General features: G+C 39.3%; 18 protein-coding genes and 1 riboswitch. Of the genes, 5 read left to right on the top strand and 13 right to left on the bottom strand.

Going from position 1 to position 23,843, the window contains the following annotated elements:
- Positions 1–57 precede the first annotated feature (57 nt).
- Entirely contained in the window at positions 58–1,176 is a 1,119-nt protein-coding gene (locus tag BTA34_RS13515; protein ID WP_151436012.1) for a hypothetical protein, read from the top strand.
- Positions 1,177–1,217: 41 nt separating this feature from the next.
- Here BTA34_RS13515 and BTA34_RS13510 read toward each other — a convergent pair whose 3' ends face one another.
- Complete coding sequence (locus BTA34_RS13510) at positions 1,218–1,832, bottom strand: LysE family translocator (protein WP_151436011.1); 615 nt, start codon at positions 1,830–1,832, stop codon at positions 1,218–1,220.
- A 175-nt stretch (positions 1,833–2,007) separates the two neighbouring features.
- Here BTA34_RS13510 and folA point away from each other — a divergent pair, with 175 nt between their 5' ends.
- Positions 2,008–2,493 (top strand): type 3 dihydrofolate reductase, encoded by a 486-nt coding sequence (gene folA, locus BTA34_RS13505; protein WP_088494660.1) that lies wholly within the window; start codon positions 2,008–2,010, stop codon positions 2,491–2,493.
- A 438-nt stretch (positions 2,494–2,931) separates the two neighbouring features.
- Here folA and apaH read toward each other — a convergent pair whose 3' ends face one another.
- From apaH to lptD, 6 genes are read right to left on the bottom strand one after another with little or no spacing between them, the layout of a single operon-like run.
- Positions 2,932–3,753 carry a bis(5'-nucleosyl)-tetraphosphatase (symmetrical) ApaH gene (apaH, locus tag BTA34_RS13500; protein WP_151436010.1) on the bottom strand — a complete coding sequence of 274 codons (822 nt, stop codon included), beginning with the start codon at positions 3,751–3,753 and terminating at the stop codon, positions 2,932–2,934.
- A gap of 2 nt (positions 3,754–3,755) precedes the next feature.
- Positions 3,756–4,133 (bottom strand): Co2+/Mg2+ efflux protein ApaG, encoded by a 378-nt coding sequence (gene apaG, locus BTA34_RS13495; protein ID WP_006535978.1) that lies wholly within the window; start codon positions 4,131–4,133, stop codon positions 3,756–3,758.
- Positions 4,134–4,158: 25 nt separating this feature from the next.
- Positions 4,159–4,977, bottom strand: coding sequence for a 16S rRNA (adenine(1518)-N(6)/adenine(1519)-N(6))-dimethyltransferase RsmA (gene rsmA / locus BTA34_RS13490; protein WP_088494662.1), 819 nt, complete (start codon positions 4,975–4,977; stop codon positions 4,159–4,161).
- Positions 4,970–5,968, bottom strand: coding sequence for a 4-hydroxythreonine-4-phosphate dehydrogenase PdxA (gene pdxA, locus BTA34_RS13485; RefSeq protein WP_151436009.1), 999 nt, complete (start codon positions 5,966–5,968; stop codon positions 4,970–4,972). Before pdxA ends, rsmA begins: the two co-directional genes overlap by 8 nt.
- Positions 5,958–7,295, bottom strand: coding sequence for a peptidylprolyl isomerase SurA (gene surA / locus BTA34_RS13480; RefSeq protein ID WP_151436008.1), 1,338 nt, complete (start codon positions 7,293–7,295; stop codon positions 5,958–5,960). Before surA ends, pdxA begins: the two co-directional genes overlap by 11 nt.
- A gap of 50 nt (positions 7,296–7,345) precedes the next feature.
- The gene (lptD, locus tag BTA34_RS13475) at positions 7,346–9,718 is read right to left on the bottom strand and encodes an LPS assembly protein LptD (protein ID WP_151436007.1); all 2,373 of its coding nucleotides are present in this window, start codon (positions 9,716–9,718) and stop codon (positions 7,346–7,348) included.
- A 430-nt stretch (positions 9,719–10,148) separates the two neighbouring features.
- On the opposite strand from lptD, the gene djlA reads away from it, so the two are divergent.
- Positions 10,149–10,949, top strand: a complete 801-nt coding sequence (gene djlA, locus BTA34_RS13470) for a co-chaperone DjlA (protein WP_023582748.1) — start codon at positions 10,149–10,151, stop codon at positions 10,947–10,949.
- A gap of 243 nt (positions 10,950–11,192) precedes the next feature.
- Here djlA and rluA read toward each other — a convergent pair whose 3' ends face one another.
- The 6 genes from rluA to thiB all read right to left on the bottom strand — a co-directional run bounded on the left by rluA (position 11,193) and on the right by thiB (position 20,679).
- Entirely contained in the window at positions 11,193–11,846 is a 654-nt protein-coding gene (gene rluA, locus BTA34_RS13465) for a bifunctional tRNA pseudouridine(32) synthase/23S rRNA pseudouridine(746) synthase RluA (RefSeq protein WP_151436006.1), read from the bottom strand.
- Between the two features lie 55 nt (positions 11,847–11,901).
- Entirely contained in the window at positions 11,902–14,805 is a 2,904-nt protein-coding gene (gene rapA / locus BTA34_RS13460) for an RNA polymerase-associated protein RapA (RefSeq protein ID WP_151436005.1), read from the bottom strand.
- Between the two features lie 185 nt (positions 14,806–14,990).
- On the bottom strand, positions 14,991–17,342 hold the full coding sequence (locus BTA34_RS13455) for a DNA polymerase II (RefSeq protein ID WP_151436004.1): 2,352 nt from the start codon (positions 17,340–17,342) through the stop codon (positions 14,991–14,993).
- Between the two features lie 91 nt (positions 17,343–17,433).
- A complete protein-coding gene (gene thiQ, locus BTA34_RS13450; protein WP_151436003.1) occupies positions 17,434–18,135 on the bottom strand; it encodes a thiamine ABC transporter ATP-binding protein ThiQ in 702 nt (233 codons plus the stop codon).
- A complete protein-coding gene (thiP, locus tag BTA34_RS13445; RefSeq protein WP_151436002.1) occupies positions 18,128–19,708 on the bottom strand; it encodes a thiamine/thiamine pyrophosphate ABC transporter permease ThiP in 1,581 nt (526 codons plus the stop codon). The genes thiQ and thiP overlap by 8 nt, the downstream gene beginning before the upstream one ends.
- Positions 19,708–20,679 (bottom strand): thiamine ABC transporter substrate binding subunit, encoded by a 972-nt coding sequence (thiB, locus tag BTA34_RS13440; protein WP_151436775.1) that lies wholly within the window; start codon positions 20,677–20,679, stop codon positions 19,708–19,710. The genes thiP and thiB overlap by 1 nt, the downstream gene beginning before the upstream one ends.
- 106 nt (positions 20,680–20,785) lie before the next feature.
- A riboswitch (TPP riboswitch) is annotated at positions 20,786–20,877 on the bottom strand.
- 112 nt (positions 20,878–20,989) lie between these two features.
- Here thiB and rppH point away from each other — a divergent pair.
- Together rppH and ptsP are read left to right on the top strand one after the other, a co-directional pair.
- Positions 20,990–21,520 (top strand): RNA pyrophosphohydrolase, encoded by a 531-nt coding sequence (rppH, locus tag BTA34_RS13435; protein ID WP_036934096.1) that lies wholly within the window; start codon positions 20,990–20,992, stop codon positions 21,518–21,520.
- 8 nt (positions 21,521–21,528) lie between these two features.
- Positions 21,529–23,775 carry a phosphoenolpyruvate--protein phosphotransferase gene (ptsP, locus tag BTA34_RS13430; RefSeq protein ID WP_151436001.1) on the top strand — a complete coding sequence of 749 codons (2,247 nt, stop codon included), beginning with the start codon at positions 21,529–21,531 and terminating at the stop codon, positions 23,773–23,775.
- The last annotated feature ends 68 nt before the right edge of the window (positions 23,776–23,843 follow it).

The raw sequence follows: 23,843 nt of genomic DNA, 5'->3' as shown, positions 1-23,843 counted from the left end.
TTTTGTATTAAATTTAATGTTGTTGTTTTATTTTTAAGTGATAAAAAAGGAGATGTTATGATTACTATTAATAATACTACTTTAAAAGATATAAAATATATTATTCATCATAAAGGAGAAAAGGGAAATGGTGAACGTGGCATAAAAAAATTAATTGATAAAATTGATAATGTAAATAGAAGTTTTATTCTTTCATATAAGAAAAGTGGTTTTTTTCAAAGGATTTTTGATTTTATAAAGGAAATAATAAATATTAAAACAAGTTGTAATTCGATTTTAAAAAATAGTGAATATGAAAAAGTAAATAACTTCTACTTTTTAAACTCATTAAAAAATAAGAAAGTTATAAACTCTAATAGAATTACAATAGATTATTATAATCTTAATAATAAAATTTCCTCGTTTTTACAAAGAAGGATGAAAAGTGATATAGATAAAAATGAATTCATTAATAAATATTTGAAAAACAATATAAAAACAAGAGGTGACTTCTTGTTGTTGTATTCAATTTTAAATAAATTGATGTGCTCGATAGAAAATAAAAAGAATGAAGATATATTAAAGAAAACTGATAATGAGGAAGAATTTAAATTTATATCAAGAAATGATCTTTTTTATAAGGAGAGTATTTTTAAATTACTGGATCTTATTTACGATGATGGAAAAAGTGAAGAGAATAAAATTAGAACAATAAAAAATATCAGTGATCTGAAAAAAATTAACAAAGTAAATAAAGAAGAATCTATTATCAACCTAATTAAGTTTATTCATGTTTTAAAAGAAAAGGAAATGAGAAATGAAATATTTCTATTAAAACTAGAAAATACCTTGGAAAAGATTAAAGTGAATCTTAATAGTTTTGGAAATAATGAAAAGATAAAGATAATTGGTGATAATTTGAAAGTATTATTACCATCCTATATGAAAGAAGCCATGATGAACGATAAAAAATCAATTGATTTTGATTTTGAGGTGTATGAAATTTTTGATAATAGTAATGATATATATAAAGAAAAAATAAAATTAATTTTTGAAGAATACAAAGGGGAGAATAGAAACAAAGCATCATACATTAAAAATACTATTAATGAGCTAAAAATTAATGAAACTAATATTAATAGTTATCTACGGTTTAATCAAAATACATTAAATGACTTATCATTTTATTTTGAATAAAATAATATCATATAGCTTATGGCTATATGATATTTTACAGCTTAACTCAACGCCACTTTAATTCCCAAACCAATTAGTACTACACCTAGTACTTTATCAATACTTTTTTGGATTTTATTGAGCACTTTTCTTACTGGAGCACTTTGAATTAATAAAACAAGTAAAGGCCAATAAACGATAGCTAATCCCCAAATAATAAAGGCATACCACAATTTTTCACCGATGCTTGAATCGACACTTAATACTTGAGTGAAAACGGCAAGAAAGAACAATGTGGCTTTAGGATTGAGTAAATTACAGAGAAAACCTTGCATAAAGGCTTTCTTAAAACTGATTTGTGAATGTTGTGCTGCTTTTTCATCAATCGAATGATTAGATTTTGACAGTAAGCTTTGAAAACCAATCCATAGCAAATAAACAGCACCCGCATATTTCAAAATAGAAAAGAGCCAAGGTGTTGTTGTGATAAGAACGGCAATACCTGCAACACAATATGACATATGCACAAGTAATGCAGCCACAATTCCCATTGCAGTCATCATTGCCGCAGAACGTTGATAACGTGCAGCATTTTTTACAACGAGAAAAAAGTCAGGACCTGGTGAGATCATACCAAGTAAAGCAATTGTAAAAACAACTAAAGAAGTTTCAAGCATAATAGCACCTTGTATATAACAATATTATAATGATTGAATCTTATATGATTAAGTTAACACTTCGAGTATAAAGCAATTATTTATTATCAAGGAAGCATAATTTGTATCGACTCAGGTTTTAGCTTTACGTATAGTGTGAACAGTTTTTTTCCCATCTTTACCCGTAGGTGTGTAAATGAATATTAGTTTAATCGCAGCATTAGCGATGGATCGCATTATTGGTATGGAAAAGGCAATGCCTTGGACATTACCCGGTGACCTCGCATGGTTTAAAAAGAATACGTTAAATAAACCCGTTATTATGGGCCGGGTGACTTATGAGTCTATTGGACGTCCTTTACCGAACCGTCTTAATATTGTTTTAAGTAGCCAGCCAGGAACAGATAGCGATGTTGTTTGGGTTAAATCTGTAGAAGAAGCTTTGCAAGCTGCTGAAAATCATGAAGAAATTATGGTTATCGGTGGTGGTAAAGTGTATGAGCAATTTCTGCCTATGGCAAATACACTCTATCTAACTCATATTGATGCTGAAGTTATTGGTGATACAACATTCCCAGATTATGAGCCTGATGAGTGGGATTCTACCTTTATGGAATACCATGAAGCAGATGAAAATAACTCACATAACTACTGCTTCGAAATATTAAAAAGAAGAAAATAACAAGAATTAAATAAAAAGGGAGATTAAATATCTCCCTTTTTATTATTCCTATTTTATTTATATAAAAACAATAAGAAATAAGATTTATTATTCTATTTAAATATTCCCTTTTATAAAAAGAGTGGGATTTTAAAATAAACATTATTTATATTTTAATAAACTCATTTTATAAGAATAATATATGAGATATTAATCAATATAGAGATTTTTAATTCTCAATATTGTGTTTTTCTACACTTATTTTTCTATGAAAAAAAATAACATATTGATTATTAATGATTAAATTTAGAGATATTTTAAAGTGTTCGTTTTTGTATATAAAACGTTCTCTTTAGAATAAAAAAGAGTAATTTAGGTAATATGTGATGATAAAGCCCACATAGCGCAAAAGGCAATGTAGCCATTTTTGCGCTTCAAGAAAGAAGGGATATAAGTGATTTATTTGGGAGCAGATAGGCTAGATTGAGTGAAATACTGTTTGTCTTCCCAACGTAAACAAGTGAGATTTCCACCCCAGCAACATCCCGTGTCTAACGCATAAACATTATCAGGAGTGCCGTTCCCTTCAAGAGAGGCCCAATGCCCAAATATAATGCTATAACCTTCAGGTAACTGGCTTGGCAAATCGAACCAAGGCTTTAATGGTGCAGGCGCGTCTTGTGGCTTATCCTTGCAAATCATATCAAGCTGACCATTAGGAAAGCAGTAGCGCATACGAGTGAATGCATTAGTGCTAAAGCGTAATCGTGCTAGACCCGAAAGTTCTGGTGACCAGTTGTTTGGTAAATCACCATACATTGAGTTAATAAATAAAGGGTAGCTATCACTACTTAAAATAGCTTCGACTTCACGAGCGCACATTTTGGCTGTTTCTAAATCCCATTGTGGCGTGATCCCTGCGTGAGCCATGATGATTTTTTTGTCTTCATCAACTTGCAATACAGGTTGGCGTCTTAACCAATTAATTAATTCATCTGCATCTGGCGCATTAAGTAAATCATTCAGCTTATCTCTTGGTTTGTTGCGGCTAATTTTTGCAAATACACCTAAAAGATGAAGATCATGATTGCCCAAGACGAGTTTAAGTGAAGTGCCTAAGCTTTTTACAAAGCGGAGTACTTCAAGCGAGTCAGGACCTCGTGCAACAAGATCACCCGTTAGCCACAATGTGTCTTGAGCAGGATCGAAACTGACTTTATCAAGAAGGTGGCGCAGTTCATGGTAACAGCCATGAACATCACCAATTAAATAAGTTGCCATAGTTAGTTTATCAATGTTGGAAGTGCAAGGCGGAAAACAGGGATCTCTATTTGAAATAATCGACCATCAGTGTCAATCATTTCATAATGACCTTCCATTGTTCCCATTGGTGTTTCAAGAACGGCACCACTGGTATAACGATATTGTGTGCCAGGCTCAATAAGCGGCTGTTCGCCAACAACACCTTCACCTCGAACTTCAGTGGTATTACCTTGTGCATTGGTGATCAACCAATAGCGGCGCAGGAGGCGAATTGCACATTTATTCAAATTATGAATTGATATGGTATAAGCAAAAACATATCGTTCATCTTCAGGGGAAGATTGGCTTTCAATGTAAACGCTTTGTACCTGTATCGCCACTTTTGATGAGGTGAACATAGTGCCTCCTGTCTCTGGCTTTATCTTATGCTTGTGAGTCTTGCTTTTGCGATAACCAGTTTGCCACTTTGCAGTATTGCTCAACAGAAATATTTTCTGCTCTTGCAGTTGGATCGATATCAAGTGCTATCATATCTTCTGCTGTGAGTAATCCACCTAAGCTATTACGTAGTGTTTTACGGCGTTGATTGAATGCTTGAGCAGTAATACGGCTAAGCATTGCAATATCCGTTACTGGATATGGCTTTTCTTTGTATGGGATCAAGCGAACAACTGCTGAATCAACTTTAGGTGCTGGTTTAAATGAAGTAGGTGGAACTTCAAGTACAGGGATGATTTGGCAATAATATTGCGCCATCACACTTAAGCGACCATAAGTTTTGCTGCCGTGACCAGCAACAAGGCGATTGACCACTTCTTTTTGCAACATAAATGTCATATCAGAAATTGCGTCAGCAAAACTGAATAAGTGGAACATAAGTGGTGTAGAAATGTTATAAGGCAAGTTACCAAAAACACGCAGGGGCTGCTGACGCTCTTTTGCTAATTGCGCAAAATCAATCGTCATAGCATCTTGCTGAATAATGGTCAGCTTGTCTTTTAATGTAGGATGAACTTCTAAACGAGCGGCTAAATCACGGTCGATTTCGACAACCGTCATTTTATCCATTCTTGCACCTACTGGCTCTGTAATTGCGCCTAAACCAGGGCCAATCTCAACAATGGCTTCACCAGGTTGAGGATAAATGGATTCAACAATACTTTCAATAATATAGCTGTCTGTTAAAAAGTTCTGCCCGAAGCGTTTGCGGGCAAAGTGCCCCTGATGGACTCTATTATTCATTACAATTTTGTATCATATTAATGGCTAAATTTAATGCGGTGCAAAAACTGCCAGCATCTGCGCTTTTCGTACCTGCAAGCTCAAGGGCGGTGCCATGATCAACAGAAGTACGGATAAAAGGAAGACCGAGAGTTATATTCACGGCGCGACCGAAACCCTCATATTTTAGCACAGGTAATCCTTGATCGTGATACATCGCAAGTACCGCATCAGCATGTGTTAAATATTTAGGTTGGAATAAGGTATCAGCAGGGTAAGGTCCATGAAGATGAATGCCTTGCTGACGTAATTGTGTTAATGCAGGCTCTATAATATCAATTTCTTCACGTCCCATATGACCACTTTCTCCTGCATGAGGATTAAGGCCACAAACGTAAATTTGAGGTTCTGCTATACCGAATTTGGTTTTTAAATCGTGGTTTAAAATGGTGATAATTTCATGCAGAAGCTCGCCTGTAATTGCATCGGCCACATCTCGTAAGGGTAAGTGTGTGGTTGCTAATGCGACTCTTAATGTATCTGTCGCCAGCATCATAACAACACGTTCACAGTGGCTACGATCAGCAAAAAATTCAGTGTGTCCTGTAAAATGCACACCGGCATCATTGATAATGCCTTTATGAACAGGTCCGGTCACGAGTGCTGAAAATTCACCATTTAGGCAGCCATCACAAGCACGAGCTAATGTTTCTACAACGTATAATCCGTTGCGCGCATCTAATGTACTTGGAATGACATTAGTGTGAAGTGCGATTGGGAGTACACAAATTTGGTTTGGTATGTGTGTTTTAGGTGGCGTAGCAGGATCGTATTCAACTAATGAAAGAGGCAGGTTTAGCAACTCTGCCCTTGTTTTAAGTAATTGAGGATCAGCACAAACAACCCAAGGTAAATCCCAACTCATTTGTGCTAATGAGATAATAAGGTCAGGACCAACCCCGGCTGGTTCGCCGGGGGTGATAACAAGTGGTTTTATTTGCTTAGTTTGCATTATTCTCGTTCATTATTTTCACATAAGCCCCAACTCGTAGCTCTTGCATCCAGTTTTGTACTTCTTCATTAAATTTACGGTTGAAGAGTAAACGGTATGCTTGTTCTTTATTTGCGGCATCTGTTTTATCAACACTACGTGTGTCTTCTAATTCAATTAAATGCCAGCCAAAGTTTGAGCGAACAGGTTGGCTTAATTCGTTTTTATTTAAGCGCATTAACGCATCACGGAATGCCGGATCGTAAACATCAGGCATTGACCATCCTAACTCACCGCCGCGTAATGCTGAACCTGGATCTTCAGAATACTCTTTTGCTGCATCAGCAAAAGTCATTTTACCACTGCGAATATCGGCAGAGATCTGCTGTAACTTGGCATAAGCTTGCTCATCATTCATGATTGGCGAGCTTTTTAGCAGAATATGACGGCTTTTAACTTCCGTAACAGAAAGGGTATTTGAACCACCACGAATATCGTTTACTTTGATAATGTGTAAGCCAACACCAGAATGAAGAGGTCCTACGATTTGACCTTTTTGTGCATTTGCTAACTCTTTTGCAAATAGCGTTGGTAATTCATCAATAGATGCCCAACCCATATTACCGCCATTTAAAGCTTGTGGATCAGCAGAATAAGTTGCAGCTAATTTACCGAAATCTGCACCATTTTTAAGCTGATTCATAATGCGAGTAATAACTTGCTTTGCTTTTTCTATTTCTGCTGGCGCAGGATTTTCTGATAATGGAATTAAGATATGGCTTAGGTTTAGATCAACACTTTGGCTTGCTTGGCTTTCAATTTGCTTAGCAAGAGAATCAACTTCTTGAGGCAAAATAGTAATACGGCGGCGTACTTCGTTGTTACGAACTTCGGCTAACATCATCTCTTTACGGATATCTTGTCGATATTCGTTATAAGAAATACCATCAGCAGCAAGACGCTTTTTCAGTTGCTCAAGAGAGAGTTTATTTTCAGCAGCAATACCCTGAATGGTAGATTCTACTGCGGCATCAGGAATATCAATTTGCATTTGCTGTGCCATTTGCAAAATGATGTTATCCATCACCAAACGCTCTAGAATTTGTTGGCGAAGAACTTGCTCATCAGGCATTTCTTGACCTGCATTTTTGGCGTTCATTTTGACCGTTTGTAACATTCTATTGACGTCACTTTCTAGAACGACACCGTTATTGACGATAGCCGATACACGGTTTAATTCTTGAGCAGCAAATGTTGTTGAGCTGGTGGCTGCACCGACCGTGATCATTAAGCCGATAAACAGCGTTTTCCAATTTTTCATAAGTTTCCCATTATGTATTTTCCGCATCTTATTGCGGGGTGACATATTTATTCAGCCAATTCCGTAGTTCGATTAAATCAGAATGCTCTTTGATAAGGTAAGATACCGCGTTCAAGCATTTTCTGACTACCCAAACTATGATTGTTACTTAGGCCTCTGAGTTCCACATTGACAGACCATTTATTATCAATATCGCTGTGGTCAACTTTCCAGCCAACAATTTTCCGTTCATAACCCACATTCACAGCCCAGCAACAGGTGTTGTATTGCAGACCAACCATTTGGCTAACAGGCTCTGATTCTTTGGTATCAAAGTAATAAGCACCCACAAGTCCCCAACGTTCTGCTAATGGCCAACTTCCTACGATACCGACTTGTGAAATACCTTTTTGGTATTCAGGAAGTTTATTAATACCACCATCATAAGGGCGAACACGCGTTGCTTGGATATAGTCACGATCCACATAACGATAGCTCAACTGTAGAAGATGATCGCTATCTGCGCGATATTCCATAATCGCATCGCCCATTGAGACGCTACCTAAGCGACGGTCATATTGTAAACCACCACGCATACCTACGGTATCAGTGATCCGCCAGTAGGCATCACCTGCCCATACCATTGAGCCTGTTTCATCTTTGCTATTAATAATCTCATTACCAATAGAAGAAGGACCTGTTCTTGGACGCTCAAAGAAGTAGATTTGACCTACAGAAACGTTAAAACGTTCAACTAATTCGCTATCATAAAAACGCGAAGTTACACCGGTGGTTAATTGGTTTGCAGAAGCAATGCGGTCTAAACCACCATACATTCTATCGCGGAAAAGCCCGCTATAGTTTGATTGTAATAATGCGGAGTCAAAGTTATTGATATTAGACTGATTTTTATAAGGAACATAAAGATATTGCACGCGCGGCTCAAGGGTTTGTGTAATATCATTGATTTGGTATTGGCGCTCGAACACTACCTTCATATCAGATTTAAACTGTGGCAATACACGATTAACGCTGTCATCTAATTGGTTAGGATTTTTTTTCTTATAAGCCTCAGGAATGTCTTGATCGTAATGGGTTGCCATAATTTTCAATTCATTATTAAAGCTTGCCCAACCCGTTGATGCAGGCAGCGAAATCGTTGGCTCTATATGGAAACGATTTGCTTCTGGGGTGTTATCTCCCACACTAGTAAAGCGAACAAATTGCGCGTAAGTACGGAAATCAAACGGCCCGATATCATTCTTATAATAATTGAGATCAAGCTGTGGCTCTGCACGATAAGCTCTTGCATCTTTATTATCTGAGAAAATTTGGAACTGCTTGGTTGTTAATGTAGCATTCCAGTTCTGTTGTGCATAACCCGTACTGAATTTCTGAGTTGCATAACCATCAGTGGTGTTACCATATTGAGAGGTGAAATCAGTAAAGTACTTGTTATCACTGACTTTTGTGTAATCGATATTGAATCGCCACACATTGTTCATGACACCGTTATGTCCCCAGTAGAATAACCAACGGGTTGCTGTATCACGAGGAAGATAGCCCGCTTTATTTTCTGCTTTATCTTTATTGTATTGGCTATCGTGATTAATCCAATCAACGGCAATTGTGCCGCCACCTGGAGTGGTTAAATAACGGAATTCATTATCTAATTTTAAACCACGACGACTGATATAGTTGGTACTGATGGTTGCATCATAATTAGGCGCGATATTCCAGTAATAAGGCAGTAAGAAATCAAAACCTGAGCTACGGGAATAGCTTCCGTTAGGAATTAAGAAACCAGAACGGCGTTTATCACCAATGGGTAATTGAAGGTAAGGGCTGTAAAAGATAGGTACATTGGCGACACGAAAACGGGCGTTCCAGATTTCAGCGACTTGCTCTTCGCGGTCTAAAATAACCTCGGAGCCGACAACGCTCCAGCTATCATCTCCTGGTAAACAAGAGGTGAACATGCCTTTATCCATAATGGTATAACGGTTTTCGCCACGCATTTGCATTTTATTTGCGTAACCACGGCCTTGGCGGCCAACCATTTGGTAATCACCTTGCTCAATATCCGTATCTTTATTATTAAGATTAGACCAAGCACGAGGGCCTTTTAAGATGATTTGAGGATCATCATAAGACACATTTCCCGTTGCTGTGACCATTCTTAATGGTGTTTCTCCCTCAGTTTGTGTCAGTTCAACACTGTCGGCACTTAAGGTTTGGTTCCCCTGTTTAATATCAACATCACCTTTATATTTGACCATGCGAGGATATTCACCTTGCATATCATTTGCAGTGATGGTGACGGGCAAGCTGTTAGGATCGCCTTGTACTAATGGTTTGTTATAAACAGGAACTCCCAGTAAACATTGGGAGGCAAGATCAGCATAAGCAGGCTGACCGTATATTGTGGCCCAAACTAGGGTGGCCAGCAGTGTGGGATAACTTTTTTTCATAAGTATTTATGTGCTTCCGTCATCAGTGGCTTCGTGCTGATAAACAGCGAGAAACTAACGCAGGGAGTTATGCGGCACCAGCCCAACGTTCTGAACATTGTTCTAACGGTAACCGAAAAATAGGCGTATGCCTCATTTTTTCGATGTTTCTGTGTTGAAATAGAGTTATAGCCTTATTAGAAACAAAAAAACACCGCGCTGATGCGGTATTTCGTGCTGTATAACAAAGCTAAAGTTATTCGTTTGGTCACTCGTTTTACTTTAACACAATTTAAACGAAAACAGCATTACCTCTGTCCAAAGAGAAACAGTAAATCTCTTCATTTTAAGAAAAAGTCTATTTAGAGGTTGCTTGGTGTTAGGTGTGCAAGCAAATGAATAGTATGATAATGCAAAATTGCAGTCAGAGCATTGAAGATTTGAGGAGTCTATGCGCTATTGGGGAAAATTATTAGGTCTTACCATTGGTAGTTTTGCAGGAATAGGCTTTTGGGGCATTGTTATTGGTGTTTTTCTTGGGCACCTCTATGACATGCAACGAAGTAAATTAGGAAGTGGTGGGCGCTATACGCGTGATAGACAAGCTTTTTTCTTTGCTGCAACCTTTCAAGTTTTAGGCCACCTGACAAAATCAAAAGGGCGAGTGACTCAAACGGATATCTCTCTTGCCAGCGAATTAATGGATCGCATGAATCTGCATGGTGTTGGTCGCCAAGCCGCGCAACAAGCTTTTAGAGAAGGTAAATCACCTGATTTTCCATTAAGAGCCACATTGCAACGTGTTCGGCAAATTTGTGTTGGACGCCGTGACTTACTTCAGATGTTTCTGGAAATCCAATTACAAGCTGCTTTTGCGGATGGTCAACTGCATCCAAATGAAAGAAAAATGTTGTTTATCATTATCGATGAACTCGGTTTTTCTCGCGCGCATTTTGAACATATATTAGCAATGATGCAGGCTGGTCAGAATTTTCATTATCAAAATGGGCAGGGTTATCAGCCCCAACCTCAAGGTCCTACGCTCTCTGATGCGTGTAAGGTACTTGGTGTCGATGAGAATGATGATGTTAAAACCATAAAAAGAGCTTATAGAAAATTAATGGGAGAACATCATCCGGATAAACTTGTAGCAAAAGGTTTACCGCCAGAAATGATGGAAATTGCAAAACAAAAAGCACAGTCTATACAAGTTGCTTACGATTTGATTAAAAAAGAAAAAGGATTTCGTTAACATCTTGTAAAAGAAGATGAGAAAAGAGAGAATTATTCCGTGATAGAGATAACTTAGACTGAGTTGAGTTTATTATTTATCACGGTAAAATATAAGTGAAATTTAATTGTTTCATTCTCTCTTCTCTTAAAAAAGGAACTATATCCATGTCAAACGTCCGTGTTCTTGTTGGGGTTATGGGATTAGCGCTTTGCCTGCTCCTTGCTTCATTGAGTTCAGTGACTGTTTTAGTGTCATAAGACACTAAAAATCGGCAAAGCATTCAAAATGTATCGGGGATCGGAAAGCAGGATGCGTAATAAATAATTCCTGAGCATGTAACTGCAGGCGAGGTGCCATCGCTCTTGCCTGTGGATGTGCATAAAAGCGATCCCCTAAAATAGGATGCCCCAACGCTAACATATGTACCCGCAATTGATGTGAACGCCCAGTTATTGGTGAAAGCTTCACTCTTGTCGCATTCTCTTCATATTCCAACACTTCATAAAAAGTTTGTGCCACTTTCCCTGTTTCATGACAGACTTTTTGTTTTGGTCGATTAGGCCAATCACAAATCAAAGGTAAATCAACCAATCCTTCTTCTTTTTCGATATGCCCCCAAACGCGTGCGATATAGGTTTTTTTGGGTTCACGCTCACGAAACTGGCGCTTTAATTCACGCTCTGCTTCTTTATTTAGTGCAACAACAATAACGCCACTGGTTGCCATATCAAGGCGATGCACACACTCAGCATTAGGAAATTCTGCTTTAATGCGCGACATAATACTGTCGTTGTGCTCTGGCGCTTTGCCCGGTACTGACAGTAATCCGCTGGGTTTATTGACGGCAATAATATGCTCATCTTGATATAAAACATGTAACCAAGGATCTGTCGGCGGGTTATACACTTCCATCATGGTGGATATCTCATCAAAACAACGGGGAGTAAAATACTCCCCGCTTTAACGGTGATTATTGGTGGGTAACAACAATAAGGCGAATTGAATCTAAACGCCACGTTGCTTCATCTAAATGGTTAAGAATATGAGTGCGTTCATTTTCAATTGATTCGACTTCATCATCACGAATATTTGGGTTTACCGCACGTAAAGCTTCTAAGCGTGACAATTCATGAGTCAGCACGCGATCGGCTTCTTCTTTTGCTGTTTGGATAAGCCCTTTCGCTTCAACTTCCATTAACGGTTCAGAGGCTTTAAGTACATGGTGAACTTCATTTTGTACCGCATTGACCAGTTTGCTCGAAGTATGACGATTAACAGCATTTAATTGACGGTTAAAGCTTTCAAACTCAACTTGGGAAGCAAGGTTATTACCTTTTAGATCAAGTAATAAGCGAACTGGTGTTGCAGGTAAGAAACGGCTTAAATGAAGATGTTTAGGCGCTTGTGCTTCTACCACGTAAATCAGTTCGACTAACAGTGTTCCCACTGGTAATGCTTTATTTTTTAATAAAGAAACGGCACAACTTCCTGTATCGCCCGATAAAATTAAATCTAAGCCATTACGGATAATTGGATGTTCCCAACTGATAAATTGAGTATCTTCACGAGATAGTGCTTGTTCTCTATCAAATGTGATAGTGCAACCATCTTGCGGTAATCCTGGGAAATCAGGCACTAACATATGATCGGATGGCGTTAAAATAATTAAGCTATCACTGCGATCTTCTTGATTAATACCAACGATATCAAACAAGTTCAGTGCAAAGTTCACTAACTCAGGATCGTTATCTTGCGCTGCAATCTCACCTGCTAATTCAACGCCCACTTCACCCCCGTTAGAATGCATTTCTAACAAACGGTCGCGACCTTGCTCAAGTTTGAGCTTCATTTCATCATGCTGTTTACGACAAGCGGCAATAAACTCATCAAAGTCTGCTAATTCATTAGGCTGAGCAAGATAGTTAACAAGTGCATCATATTTGCTGTCATAAATAGTACGACCTGTTGGACAAGTATGCTCAAAGGCATCTAAGCCTTCGTGATACCAGCGCAATAAGACGGATTGAGCCGTACCTTCAAGATAAGGAATACTAATATCAATGTCGCGATTTTGACCAATTCGATCGAGACGACCAATACGTTGTTCTAGTAAATCAGGGTTAAATGGCAGATCAAACATAACCAGTTGATTCGCAAACTGGAAGTTACGTCCTTCAGAGCCGATTTCTGAACATAGCAGAACTTGTGCGCCTTCTTCTTCAGAAGCGAAATAAGCCGCCGCACGATCGCGTTCAAGTAATGACATACCTTCGTGGAAGACTGCCGCACGGATACCTTCGCGCTCACGTAAAACTTGTTCTAATTGCAGTGCTGTTGCTGCTTGAGCACAAATTACCAGTACTTTTTCATTACGATTGGCAGTTAAGAAACCCAGTAGCCATTCAACACGAGGGTCAAAGTTCCACCATGTTGCGTTTTCACCTTCGAATTCTTGGTAAATACGTTCAGGGTAGAGCATTTCTTTTGCACGAACTTCAAGGCTCTTTTTCGCTGCCATAATTTCAGCCACTTTAATTGCGGTTTGATATTGTGTTGGCAGTGGCATTTTTATCGCGTGAAGTAAGCGATTTGGGAAACCTTTAACACCAGAACGTGTGTTACGGAATAACAAACGGCCCGTTCCATGTCTGTCCATTAACATATGGATAAGTTCTTGGCGAGATTTAGTACGCTCTTCACCTTGGGTATTTGCCGCTTTCAGTAATGGTTCTACATCTTGCTCGCTGATCATTTCACTGATGATATTTTGTTGTTCGGTATTTAAATCATCTTCTGATAGCAAAATAGTGACAGCATCGGCAACAGGGCGATATTTTTGTTGCTCATTAATAAATTCGTTGTAGTCATGGAAACGGCTTGGATCAAGCAGACGTAAACGAGCAAAGTGACTTTCTTGGCCTAACTGCTCTGGGGTTGCAGTTAATAGCAATACAGAAGGAATAGATTCCGCTAACTCTTCAATCACTTGATATTCACGACTTGGCGCATCTTCACTCCAAACAAGGTGATGTGCTTCATCGACAACTAACATATCCCATGTTGCTTCAACCAAGTGTTCAAAACGTTGTTTGTTTTTACGCACAAAATCTAAAGAGCAGATGATCATCTGTTCTGTTTCAAATGGATTATCGCTATCTAATAAAGATTCGCTATAACGGCTATCATCAAACAGTGAAAAACGCAGATTGAAACGGCGTAACATTTCAACTAACCACTGATGTTGTAAGCTTTCAGGCACAATAATCAATACGCGCTCAGCACGACCATCCATTAATTGCTGGTGGATAATCATACCGGCTTCAATCGTTTTACCTAAACCAACTTCATCAGCTAATAATACGCGAGGGTTATGACGTTTACCCACTTCATTAGCGATATAAAGCTGATGAGGAATAAGGCTTGCGCGAATACCACGTAAACCACTTTGTGCTTGCTTAAACTGCTCGCTCATAAACTTACGAGCGCGGTAGCGTAATGCAAAGCGATCCATACGGTCGATTTGACCGGCAAAAAGACGATCTTGAGGCTTATTAAAAGTGAGTTTGTTATCTAAGAACACTTCACGTAATTGTGTAGGCTCTTCAGTGTCTAAACGTACACCATGGTAGATAAGTAGGCCGTTATCTTCTACAACGTTATCGATAGCGAGTTTCCAGCCTTCGTGACTGGTGACAGTATCCCCTGCATTGAACATCACCCGCGTTATTGGTGCATCATGACGGGAGTAAAGGCGGTTTTCGCCACAGGCAGGAAAAAGTAAGGTAACCATGCGGGCATCAATTGCCACAACAGTACCCAGTCCAAGCTCGCTTTCAGTATCGCTAATCCAACGTTGACCAAGAGTAAAAGGCATATATATAAACTCAGCTCTCAAATATATAATTTAGGAATTATTAATGAATGCAGTATTGCGGTGTTGTCATTAAAATCTGTGGGATAAACAGTGCTTATTCTTTGAACAAAGAAAAGCTAATTATCTCCAAAGGGGCGTTATGTTAATAGATGCAAAGCAAACCGTCACCTGCAAAATGACACAACTTAAAATGAGAGTGTCATTTGCCCATTTAACAAGGTTGAAAAATCATCTTGTATAAAAGGTAGGATTGCGTCTGCAATAGGCATTAACTGCTTATTGATATAGTGCTCATAATCAGGTGCAGTGGTAATGTGCTCTAATGGCTCAGGCCCCAAGAGGGTAATTATATAACTAATCCAACCGCCTTGCTGATATTGTTGAGGTCTATTTTGGGATAAATTATATTCATCCGCCTTGCGTGCTGCTTTGACATGAGGGGGAACGTGGTGCTGATATTCTGATAATTTTCGACGTAACCGTTTACGATACACCAATCTCTCATCATATTTTCCCGCAAGCGTATCCGCGACATAATCACGAATAAACTGCTGATAAGGTTGCTGATGAAAAATACGTGTATAAAGCTCTTGTTGGAATTTTTGAGCAAGGGGCGTCCAATCTGTTCTGACGGTTTCTAACCCCTTAAATACCATTTTATCATTACTGAGTCCGGCATAGCGCTTCTTGCTACCCGTTTCCATACCTCGGATAGTGGGCATTAAAAAGCGACGATAATGGGTTTCGTATTCTAGTTCTAATTTACAATCTAGTTGATAGTTTTCAAAGAGATGTGTTTTCCACCATTGATTTACCTCTTGTACTAATTGATACCCAATTTGTTGTGCTTGTTGTTCTGTGTGAGGTGATTTTAGCCAAACAAAGGTTGAATCCGTATCGCCATAAATAACTTGATAACCTTGGGCCTCAATTAATTCTCGTGTTTTTTTCATAATTTCATGACCTCGTAGCGTAATGGAAGACGCTAGACGAGGATCAAAAAAGCGACACCCCACAGAGCCTAAAACACCATAAAAAGCATTCATAATAATTTTGAGAGCTTGAGAGAGCGGGGCATTTTTATGTAATTTGGCATTGTCTCTTTCATGCCAAATTTGTGACACAATCGCGGGTAAACAGTGCTGTTCTCGCGAAAATCGCGCTTGGCGAAATCCAGAAATAGAAAACTTTTCATCAGGTTGGTGCATTCCTTCAATCATTCCTACGGGATCGATTAGAAAAGTACGAATAATAGAGGGATAAAGGCTTTTGTAATCAAGCACAACAACAGAATCATATAAACCGGGAGCCGAATCCATCACAAAACCCCCAGGGCTATGTTCTTCAGGCTTTTCACCTTGATTAGGCGCGACATATCCAATGCGATGCATTGAGGGTAAATAGAGGTGGGTAAAAGCTGCCACCGAGCCACCGCTTCTATCAACGGAAAGCCCAGTAACACAGGCTCTTTCTAATAAGAACGCCATAAGAGATGTCGCATCAAAGATACGATTTACTAAGACACAATCTTGCCAATTATAATAAGCCAGTGCGGGTTTATCTTCTTTAAAGCGCCGATTAATTTCATCCATTCTGGCGTAAGGTGTATCAATGGCTTTACCTTCACCTAACAGTGTTTGAGCAACAGATTCGAGACTAAAAGAGGGAAAATTCCATGTCGCCATTTTCAAAGCATCGATCCCATCGATAATTAAACGACCTTGAGCTGAAGCAAAAAAGTGACCTTTTTTAAATCCATGCTCTCGCCATTCTAATGGGCTATTTTGACGACCTAATAATAGACTGATGCCATACCGTTGGGCGTGAGTGTACAAAATACGCAGATCGAATTGAATTAAATTCCAACCAATAATCGCATCAGGATCGTGATGTTGTATCCACTCATTCAGTTTTTCAATTAAACGCAATCGGCTACTGACATAACATAAGCGATAGCCTTGGGGTTGTTGGCTTTCACATTCTGCGGGTAACTCATCAGTCAGCATAAACACCACATTATCACCACAACCTGCAAGCCCAATGGAGTAAAGTTCACCAAATTCACTGGTTTCAATATCCAAAGAAACAGTTCGAAGCATTGGGCGATAATCAGGCGCTGGTTTTAATGTAGCAATATTATTTTGTTGATAACGAAACCAGACAGGTGCGGTGATAAAGCGCTCCATCATATAGCGTTCATGAGGGCGGATATCTGCTTCATAAAGGCGAATATGATGCTCTTTAAGTTGTTGCTCAAGTTGAACAAGTTGGCGGTATTGTTTGCAATAAACACCAAAAACGGGTTGTCTTTCGAAATCTTTTAAATCGAGAGGGCGAATTTCAATATCAGGATTTTTACCAACGAGTGAGCGTAAAACAGTTTCATGTTGGCGGGCAACAAAACCGATAGCGCGTTGCATAGGAACAGTTACTTTATGAGAGCCATTATCTGTCGCCAGCCAATAAGAGACGACAATACCTTTTGGGGTGTCGCTCCAGTGGCGAGTAAGAATAAAGCCTTGTTCCGTATGACCCATTATGAGCACCCAATAAACACAAATAATTCACTAAAGATGTGTTTATTATAGTCAATATAGTGGTTATTTATACAGTTAATTTTGGTTGAGATTAATTAAACGGAATACCTAAAATAAGTGATTGATCCACTTCGCCATTTATTAATGATTGCGTATTACCATCATACACAATCATACCGTTATCAATCACAATCGCTCTTGAGGCAATTTTTGCAGCATCTTCTAAGCTATGAGAAACCATCAATAAGGTTAACGCTTTTTCATCACAAAGTTGCTCAAGTAGTGCCAGCATTTCAATGCGTAACGCAGGATCAAGGGCAGAGAAAGGCTCATCGAGTAATAAAATCGGTTGTTCGCGTACCAAGCAACGCGCAATTGCGATACGTTGACGTTGTCCTCCTGATAATTGAGAAGGTAAGCGTTCAAGATATTCACTGAGAGCCACTTGTTTAGCGCGATCCTCTAAGAGTACTTTTTGCGCGTCAGTCAGTTTTAATCCCGGATTTAACCCTAAGCCAATATTTTGCCTGACAGTTAAATGAGGAAATAGATTGTTATCTTGAAATAACATGGAAATAGGACGTTTTGCTGGTACTGTTTTTGTATGATCTTGACCATTAAGAAACAGGCTTCCTTTTTCTGATGGTAAAAAACCAGCAATTAAACTGAGTAATGTGCTTTTTCCTGCGCCACTGGGACCTAATACGGCGATACGCTCTCCCGTATTAACGGTTAAATTAAATAAGAGATGTTGGTGTTCATAAGTGTAAGCAAGATGCTCTAATTTAATCATGAGATTTTCCTGCCAATCGTTCTATTAGGCTAAAAAGAGTGAAGCAAAGTAGCAATAATATCATGGCGGTCACGGCACCATCTTGTGTGTGATAAGCGCCAATTTGCTGATAAAGATAGAAAGGTAAGGTTCTAAAGGTTTCATTACCAAAAAGAGCCACAATACCGAAATCACCAATAGAAATCACACAAGCAAAAGCAAGGGCTTGTGAAATCGGCTTTTTCAATGCGCGTAATTCTATCCAACGCAGTCGATTTATACCTTGTAAATTAAGCGATTGGCATAAAAGACCATAACGTGAAGCGATATCATTCATCGGATTTTCGAGTACTTTTAATGCATACGGAATGGCAATTAATGCGTTGGTTAAAATGACTAAAACATACGGTGATTCGGGTAATCCAATCGTATTATTGAATAGAAGGAAAAAGCCTGTTGCCAACACAATTCCCGGCATCGCCAAAATAATCAAACCACTCATTTCCATGGCTTGTCCTGCTTTTTTAAAATGGCGTAAGCGAAGTTCTCGACTACTCCATAACAACATCATCGTTAATACAACGCAAACAATACCCGCACCAATAGCAATAATCAGTGAGGTTGTAAAAGCTTGCCAAAGTACAGGTTGTTGAATAACACGTAGAAATTGGCTATTCAGACCATCAGTGATCACGGCTAAAATGGGTGGCACTAAAAAGAGGATCGCAAGGATGATAATTAGACCATCGGTTATTTTGCTAAATATTGGATCATAGGGATCACGCCAATGCAGCTTTTGGCTGTTTCCTACAAAAAGGGAACCTTTTAGCTTTTGACTGATAAGCACTAAGCCTAAACAACAAAAGAGTTGGATCAACGCTAGAAGTGCCGCACGATGTAAATCATAGTCATAACTTAATGCTTGATAAATTGCGAGTTCAACTGTTGTTGCAGCGGGACCTCCGCCTAATGCCAACACAGTAGCAAAGCTTGCAAAGCAGAGCATAAAAATTAGCGATGCAGTGGGGAGTATTTGACGCCATAAATAAGGAAATTCGAGGAAGCGGAAACGTTGCCAGCCATTCATGCCTAATTGTGAGGCTAATTGGCGTTGCTCTGATGAGATACTTTCAAGAGCTTGCAATAGCATTCGGGTTGCTAATGGCATATTAAAGAAAATATGTGCCAGTAAAATACCCTGCAAACCATAAGGCGTAAATTGGTAGTCGATCCCTAGCCATTCACAAATTTGAGCAATCCATCCCACTCTGCCATAAACCGTTAAAATACCAAAAAGTGCAACTAGAACAGGTAATACAAGGCTCATGGCGCATAGGCGTAAAAACAGTGTTCGCCCTTTAAATTGGCGTCGATAGAGTGCTTTTGCGAGCCAAATAGCCGGTAATATCGAAAATAGTGCAGATAAAAAGGCTTGCCAGAAAGTAAAGCGGACGACATGCCATAAATATTCATCAGCAAAAATTGAGGACAGCTCACCACTTGGTGCGTTAAACCACAATGCACCAAATGACAATAACGCAACAATAAGCAGTAAACCCGAGGCACATAGCCCCGGGATAAGCCATCTTCCCATTAGCGACTAACCGCAGCTTGCCAATTACGAGTCCATGTTTGGCGCTCTTTTGCGACAACATCTGCATCGAATTGCAATGATTTTTCGGGTTTAGGCATCACGGAATAGACGTCAGGTAATGGCATATCTATAACAGGATACATCCAATTGGTAGTAGGTATAGTCTCTTGGAATGCAGGGGTTAACATAAATTGCATAAATTGTTGAGCTAATTCAGGTTGTTTGCTCGATTTCAATTTTGCTGCGACTTCGACTTGTAAGTAATGCCCTTCATCGAAAATTGCCGCTGCATAGTTATCTTTTTTATCCGCTAAAATGTGATAACCCGGAGATGATGTGTAACTAAGTACAAAATCACCTTCGCCTTTTAAGAATAAGCCATAAGATTCACTCCAACCTTTCGTCACTGTCAGCGTTTTCTCTGATAATTTTTTCCATTCAGTGGCCGTATTTTCAGGATAAAGTGACTGCATCCATAGCATTAAACCCAAACCCGGTGTGCTGGTGCGAGGATCTTGATACAAAATCTTCCACTTTTCTTTGCTATTTAGCAGATCAGCCATACTTTTTGGAGGATTAGCAATGCGGTTTTTATCATAGATAAAAGCAAAATAACCGTAGTCATAAGGCACAAAGGTATCATCAGTCCATTTTTCAGGTAAGGTAAGTTTGGATGTATCGATATGACTTGGTGCGAAAAGCCCGGTTTCTTTTGCTGCGTGGATCAGATTGTTATCTAATCCTAAAATAATATCTGCCTTACTTTTATTACCTTCCATACGTAAGCGATTAAGCAGAGAAACACCATCAGAAAGAGCGACAAGTTTTAGTTCGCAATCACATTGTTGCTCAAACGCTTTTTTTATTGCAGGCCCTGGTCCCCAATCTGCGGTAAATGAATCATAAGTGTAAACAGTAAGTGTGGGTTTTTGTGCTAAAGCTTGAGCTGAAAAAGTGCTCATAATGCCCATAGCGCCCAGAAAGAAAGTAAAGCGAAGTGATTTAGTTAACACGTTTAGTTCCTCAGTAAAAGTCAGGTAGGATCTGAGGAGTGAGGATGGCAAACCAATGAATATTGCAACATCCTGACTCAAATCCCTACGCCAGTATTAGCTGGATCAGGTTCCACGAGTTTTTCTCAGCCGAAAAAGGCACCCCGTTGAGACTTTCCCATTGTAGATAAATACGCGCGTTGTGCAAAGTCTGTTGATAGAGGTTTACCGTTTGTGGGTAGTATGAAACAATGAGTTATCTTTCAAATTTGGTTATTGAGGTAGTCTAGTGATCGATGATGATGGCTACCGCCCGAATGTAGGGATTGTAATTTGTAATCGGCAAGGGCAAGTGCTTTGGGCTCGTCGCTATGGGCAACATTCATGGCAGTTTCCTCAAGGGGGAATTAATCCTGGAGAATCGCCAGAGCAGGCAATGTACCGAGAGTTGTTCGAAGAAGTTGGGTTAAGTCGCAAGGATGTTAAAATTCTTGCCTCCACACGTAACTGGTTACGTTACAAGTTACCTAAGCGTTTGGTGCGTTGGGACACAAAACCTGTTTGTATTGGACAAAAACAGCGTTGGTTCCTTTTGCAGTTAACAAGTAATGATAAAGACATTAATGTTCAACAAAGCAAAACGCCAGAATTTGATGGCTGGCGTTGGGTGAGCTACTGGTATCCTGTTAGACAAGTCGTCTCTTTTAAACGTGATGTTTATCGACGTGTAATGAAAGAGTTCGCACCTGTAGTCATGCCATTGCAAGAACAAGTGTCTTTACCTCGTCCATCGTATGGATATCGGCGTAAAAGGTATTAGATAACACTATGCTGACACGTTTGCGAGAAATAGTAGAAAAAGTAGCTATGGCAGCAGGGCTTCCAGAAGCACTTGAACTCTTAGTCAAGGAAACGTGTCAGGCAATGCACACGGATGTGTGTTCTATTTATCTTGCCGATAAACAACGTAGTTGTTTTTATCTTATGGCGACCAAAGGGTTAAAAAAACCTAGAGGTAGAGCCGTTAGCCTTTCATTTGATGAAGGCGTTGTTGGTGAAGTGGGGCGTCTTTCAGAGCTTATCAACCTTGCTGATATTCGCGAACATCCTAGCTTTAAATACCTTCCTCAAGTTAAAGAAGATGATCTCCGTGCTTTCCTTGGCGTTCCTATTGTCTATCGTCGCCAACTCCTAGGTGTATTAGTCGTTCAGCAAAAAGAGCGTCGCTTATTTAATGAAAGCGAAGAATCTTTTATGGTGACGCTGGCGACACAGCTTGGTGCCACATTATCGCAAGTCCAAACTAAAGGGCTTTTTGGGCAATATCGCCAAAGCCGTATTAAAGCACTTTCGGTTTCGACTGGTGTGGTAATGGCTTATGGTTGGCAAGAAGTCTCTCAACCTATCCTTGAAAATGTCTTTAAAGCCAGTGCTCTTGATATAAAGGCAGAATTAAATCGACTTACGATAGCTTTAGAAGATGCTACCGCAGAATGTCGCCGCTTTAGTAAGCGCTTTATGGCAAATGCGCAAAAAGAGAGTGCCGCCATATTTGATCTCTATTCGCATTTACTCAATGATCCACAGCTTAAACATAAAATGACCGCAATCATTACACAGGGATATGTTGCGGAATGGGCGGTTAAAGTGGTGGTTGAGAAAGTCGCCGCCCAATTTTCTAGCCTAAAAGATGGTTATATGCGAGAGAGAGCCTCTGATCTTAAAGCATTAGGGCGTCGTTTATTATTTCATCTAGATGATGATCTCAGCTCAACTAATATTTGGCCAGAGCGTTTTATTTTGGTTGCTGATGAATTAAGTGCAAGTTTATTGGCGGAATTACCAGAGCAACAACTTGCTGGTGTCATTGTTCGAGATGGCGCAACTCACTCACATTCTGCCATTCTTGTTAGAGCGATGGGAATACCTGCGATTATGGGGGCAGATATTCAACCTGAGCTTTTGCATAATCGCATGCTTATTCTTGATGGTTATCGTGGTGAAATATTTATTGAGCCAGAGCCTTTTATTACTCAAGAATATAAACAAATTATTGATGAAGAGAGCGTATTAAGCCAAATTGCAGAAGAGCAGCTTGAACAGCAAGCAGTTTTAAAAAATGGCGAGGCAGTCAGCGTTCAACTGAATGCGGGATTAAACATAAAGTATGAGCAACGCATTAGTGTGGGAATAGATGGCGTTGGTTTATATCGCACCGAAATTCCGTTTATGCTACAAAGCGGTTTTCCGTCAGAAGATGAACAGAAAAATCGCTACCGTGAAATACTCTCTTTTTTCCCTGATAAACCAGTTGTATTACGTGCTTTAGACATTGGTGCTGATAAGCAACTTCCTTATATGCCAATTAATGAGGAAAATCCCTGCTTAGGTTGGCGAGGAATAAGAATATTGCTTGATCAACCTGAAATATTCCTTATTCAGCTACGTGCAATGCTAAAAGCAAATCTCGAATTTAAAAATTTGAAAATTTTGTTGCCGATGGTGACAAGTATTGATGAAATTGACGAAGCAAGAACATTGCTGCTACGAGCATGTGATGAAGTGAGTCGAGAGCTAAAATGTGAATGTGTTCCACCTCCGCTGGGTATTATGCTTGAAGTACCTTCATTGGTGTTTATGCTGTCACAGTTGGCGAGTCGGGTTGATTTTATCTCTGTTGGAACCAACGATCTGACTCAATATTTGCTTGCCGTCGATCGTAATAATACCCATGTAGCATTACTCTATGATAATTTGCATCCTGCGCTATTGCGTTCACTGCATTTGATTGCAACACAATGCCAATATTATCAATTGCCAGTGAGTGTTTGTGGTGAAATGGCGGGTACGCCAATAGGGGCATTGCTGTTAATAGGGCTAGGTTTTAGGCAGTTAAGCATGAGTGGTCGTAGTTTACCTAGGGTAAAATACTTATTGCGCCATCTTGATCCTGTGATGTTACAGCCTTTTATGCAACAGGTGTTGCAAGCTGAAACGACAATAGGGATCAAAAAATTGTCTTCTGAATTTATGGAACGGCAAGGATTAGGTGGATTAATTCGCGGAGGTATTTAGTAAACCTTCGTATAAGCCTTTTCTATGTTGGTAATAAATAACCAGCACAGAAATTATTAATTAAGTGA

Origin of the sequence: Proteus sp. CD3 (assembly GCF_008808075.1) — a bacterium.
GTDB lineage: Bacteria > Pseudomonadota > Gammaproteobacteria > Enterobacterales > Enterobacteriaceae > Proteus > Proteus appendicitidis.
This window is presented reverse-complemented; position numbering and strand designations above follow the sequence as displayed.